The following is a 3996-nucleotide window of genomic DNA, read 5'->3' on the forward strand; positions in this document are numbered from 1 at the left end:
ATTCAAGCCAACCGCATTGCTCCCAACAATTTGCGCCGCATTGGCATGGGGATTTTGAAGAAGCCGCGCGGCTCCTCCTGCACCTTGTTGATGTGCTAAATACAATTCCGCTTCACTAGGCGCTCTTCCCAAAAGGCGGCTTAAATGATTGCGATTATCAAGCGTCAACCGCCCCATGGCATCTGCCGCTTGCATGGGATCAAAACGATCCTGCAAACCATATTGTTTGGCGGTGCTGTCTATAAATTGATACAACCCACCCGCAGAAGAACGGGGATTCCTTGCATTCGGATTGCCTCCACTTTCCACTTGCGCAACACGGTACAAATAACTCTCTGGCAAACCATAACGCACTGCTGCTTGACGGATCGCTTGATTAACAGAAGGACTAGAACGGGTCATAGCCTAATCTCCTCCCTTACTCAAATGCACTCAATAAATTCAACTCCTCCGTTGAGGCTTTTCCCCCACCTCCAAACAAAGCAGCAGAAAGCTTTTTGAACCATTCTTTTGTCGCATATCCCTTATGATGCGCGTTTACCATGCGTTGAATGAGAGCTACAATTTGATCATTCTTAATCTGTGTCCCCCCTGTTAACAATTTGACAACATCCTTTTCAATCCGTTGACGCTCTCTAAACGCCGCCTCTTTGAAAGGAATCCAAGCTGCCTTCCCAGCAGCTTTTGCTAATTGTACAGCTGCATCACGTTTACCCGTTGGCATACTGACATTATGCGTAAAAGATATCTTTTCATCCGCTACACGACCTGGTATTCTGTTATAAAAATCTGCATAATTAGCTTCTTTATTGACAACATTCTTAACAGCAGAAGCTTTATCGGCTCCATAAATCTTTGCAAATCGTTCATACAGATCATTCGTACCAAAAATCTCCTTTGCCTTGGATACTTCATCTTTTGTTTGCCCCATACCTTGTAAAAGTTCTGCCCTTGAGCCCTTTTTAAAGTATTCTTGTTCTCCCTCTGATAATTCATCAAAGATTTTACTGAACTCATCCTTATTAACCGACTTGCTAAGGATTTTAGAACCTTTACCCATAGCATCTACATGTGAACTATATTGATGATACAATGCCCGCCCTTTCTTATATTCAGACGATATATCATCCATAATCTCTAATAACTTTTTGTCGATATCTACTAAGCTACGAACTTTGCTATTGTTTCCTTGCCTCTTTTCTGCCCGTATCATAAAATCAATAGCCTCCTTAGTTTTATGGAGAATACCCATGTTGGGTTTCTCTTTAAGAAGGCTAAATTTTTCAGAAGAAAACGGACTGGCTTTATTGCCATCACTAATGAATCCCCTTAGCCCTTTATTATAAGCTTGTTTAAAGTATGGACGCTCCATTAATTCATTAAGTGCCCCATAATATTTCTCTCCTATTGGTATCTTTTTAGCTATTTCATAAAGAGTATGGGATGCTTCTTTCCTACTCGCGATAAGATCACCTTTTAAACCTGTGACATTTTGACGAGGAACAAAGTGTTCATCAGCAGCTTGATGAATACGCTCCCCTCCTCCCAGCGCTCTCTGCCCAGCTCTTTTAGTCAAATCAAGATAAGCTCCTTGATTTCTTTTCGCGATATCAAAAACAAGGTCTTGTAAAAAAGGACTATGATCAGCTACGTAATCGGTAGAAACTGCTTTTTTAAAAGATTCTCCTAGCTCTTCAGAAGCTTCATTGCCTAAATGTTTACTGATTGCTCTTAACGTGTCTGTTGCAACACCTTCCTTATGAGAAGGAGAAAAAAGTCTTCGTATTCCGCTTACCGGATAACCAGCTAAATGAGCTAAAGCACTTCCAGCCAATGCCCCACCCGCTCCTAAACCTGCACCAGATAACGTACTTGTAAGTGTATTACCAAGTCCTTCACCTTCTCCCGCTCCATGTAATGCACCAGATGCCGCCCCTACTTTAAGCAAATGCGGCAATGTTGTTTTGTTCGTGATGCCTAAAAATGGACTTGCAAATCGACTTGGGGGTAACTGACCTGCTTTCAAAAAGGCTTGACCTAATTTTGATCCCGCCACATTCCTTGCAAGTGTAGGCGCTACAAAGCGTGCTCCTGAGGCTAACAATCCTCCCCCTAAAGTCGCAAGGGAAGGAATTGCCGACCCTAAAGCATTTCCAGCAAAAGAAGTCCAATAATGTTGATCACTCATCCTACGATAATAATCACGTATTCTATTAGCTTCTTTCTCATATTTTTCTATGGTTTTCTTATCTCCAGTCCAATAGTTGTAAAGCCCCTTCGCAAAAGCCTTTATTGCCAACTCATCATCAGAATCACGTCCTGCCGCTGTAATCCCCGCAATCTCATCATCTAAATTAAAACTCAAACCATGCTTTAAAGAGTTCCAAAAAGCTTCACTTTGCGTGATTTCGGGATGTTGGGGTGAAGTTGTTTCTTCAAAGTTGGAGGCATCATTGAGAACATCAAAGCGATAGCGTGTTCCATCTTCTAAGGTCACATATCTAGATCGAGACGCATTATTTTGAGAATTATTATCAATAACATCAAAACGATAACGTGTTCCATCCTCTAATGTTACATATCTAGATCGAGACGTATTCATTACAATTTTACCTTCCTCATATGCTCACCAGTCTCAATATCTATAAATTCAGTAATATCATTTCTTTTAGCAGCTTCTTGCATACTCATCCGAGGTATATTTTCACTACCTCCTTGCGACATCGACTGATTAGCATATTGAGCAGAATACTTTAGACGCGGTCTTACTTCCATTCCATTTGACAACCTATAAATTTCCTCATCATTCAGTTTTTTAAAAAGATCAAACATATCTTTGATTTTTAAGAGCGTTTTATATAGTTCTTCTGGTTTATCGCTAATGTCCATAGTACCATAAGATGCTACTATGCGCCTGCTTTCTTCATTAGATAACGGTCCAACGCCTAATTTTCCGCCGTCACTTTGCTTTTTGATTGCTTCAATCACTCGAACAAAGACACCACCTTCAAGCGTTTTTAATTTATTTTTTAATGTTTTTGCATCAGCGCCTGGGATAATCTGAGCAAAAGCACCGACCTTACCAGCAGCCTTTTTGGGATTCTTCTCTATAATTTGAAGAGCATTGTTAACTGTATCCACAATATGATTAATTTCTTTTGCTACTACAGCAGCAGTGTTTCTCTTACCTATTTCCCACTCTTCTATGTCTCGTTTTTTCTGATTATACTCCAATTCCAGTAGAGATCCTTTAATCGGTCTCGCTTCACGTTCACCTGTCTCCGGATTGATATACCATTGATGCCCCAGAGGTAACTTAGGAGTATCACCACCTGTTAGCATCGCACTAAGCATTTGCGGATTACGTGCCATAATAGCAGCTTCTTCTTCACTATAGCCTTTGGATTTTAGATACTCGACAGTCTGGTTAACCTGCCCTCTTTGTTTATCTCCTTCATGCAAGTTCTTCAGCCCCTTGGCAAAAAGTTGCCATCCAGATGAATTTGGACTTGCTGTTATCGCCCCCATAAGAAAATCATCAATATTTTTACTAACATCAGACTGTGAAAAACGAGAAAATTTATCCCAAAAACTAAGATTTGGTTCAGGAGGCTGTTCTTGCAATGGAACTGGTTTTGTTGAAATAGGTGGAGAAGTCTCTAACTGAGGAGGAGTTTCTGATTGTGGAATCGGAGAGGGTTTATTCCCCTCATTATCTATCTCAGAAGGACGAATAGAACCTATTGGAGAAGGAGAAAAAGAGCCTATCTTATATGGATCATTCATAGAAATCGCATTAAGAAAAACTGGTAATTTATGTTTGTCCTTTCGTTGATTCGCTATTGATTGTAGTAGATCTTTTTCTAGTCTGCGTTCGTGTAGATCTTTTTCTAGTTTGGATATGAAACGTCTATCTCTCGGGTCAAAATCTATAAAAACCATTACTTTCCCTTTAACTATTTATTTTTTCTAAGATTATTCAAACTAAACGGCAGC

The 3996-nt window shown here is 40.2% G+C and carries 3 protein-coding genes; all 3 read right to left on the minus strand.

Annotated elements, in window-relative coordinates:
- Nucleotides 1-402, minus strand: a 402-nt coding sequence (locus tag ACFIME_RS08905) for a transglycosylase SLT domain-containing protein (RefSeq protein ID WP_375684823.1), incomplete at its 3' end; no start/stop codon positions are given.
- Nucleotides 403-418: 16 nt separating this feature from the next.
- Nucleotides 419-2602: a hypothetical protein gene (locus ACFIME_RS08910; protein WP_375662461.1), complete on the minus strand. Its 2184-nt coding sequence runs from the start codon at nt 2600-2602 to the stop codon at nt 419-421.
- Nucleotides 2602-3942 carry a hypothetical protein gene (locus ACFIME_RS08915; RefSeq protein ID WP_375662462.1) on the minus strand — a complete coding sequence of 447 codons (1341 nt, stop codon included), beginning with the start codon at nt 3940-3942 and terminating at the stop codon, nt 2602-2604. The genes ACFIME_RS08910 and ACFIME_RS08915 overlap by 1 nt, the downstream gene beginning before the upstream one ends.
- Between the last annotated feature and the right edge of the window lie 54 nt (nt 3943-3996).

The organism is Bartonella sp. AP1QHHD (assembly GCF_042196265.1).
GTDB lineage: Bacteria > Pseudomonadota > Alphaproteobacteria > Rhizobiales > Rhizobiaceae > Bartonella.